Annotated in this window: 1 protein-coding gene; it reads left to right on the forward strand. The window is 72.3% G+C overall.

The window, feature by feature from the left end; all coding sequences use genetic code 11:
- Positions 1–192: 192 nt before the first annotated feature.
- The coding region (locus tag ADK55_RS39920; RefSeq protein WP_420713651.1) for a hypothetical protein at positions 193–408 on the forward strand (216 nt) is incomplete at its 3' end.

Genomic DNA, 408 nt, shown 5'->3' on the forward strand with positions numbered 1-408 from the left:
GAAATGAGGATCCCGGTCGGGGGGCCGGCTCGGACACCGGGGTCGGGCCGCCCCGGACGCCGGCGCGACCCACCCGCCACCGTCTTTCAATCCGAGACGACGCTGTCCATCATTCGGTCAAGCCTTGCCTGGAAGGCCACTTCGGGCGAGTATCCCTAGCAATCCGATGGGAAAGGTGGGAATTTCGGTGACGTGCCGCCCCTCCACACGTCGGTGCCGCAGGCGCTCACCGGGCCCGGCACCCCGCATCTGACAGCCGCCGCGGGTGACCCCCGCGAGGCCGGAACGCGACTGAACCACCAGCCGCCCCGTCGCGACCGACTCCCGCCCGCGCTCCACCCCTCGCGCCGCTCCCCCACCTTCCCCGCCCCACCGGCCGACGCCACCCGACAACGCTCCGGAGTAGCC

The sequence above is a fragment of the Streptomyces sp. WM4235 genome (genome assembly GCF_001279725.1).
Taxonomy (GTDB): Bacteria; Actinomycetota; Actinomycetes; order Streptomycetales; family Streptomycetaceae; genus Streptomyces.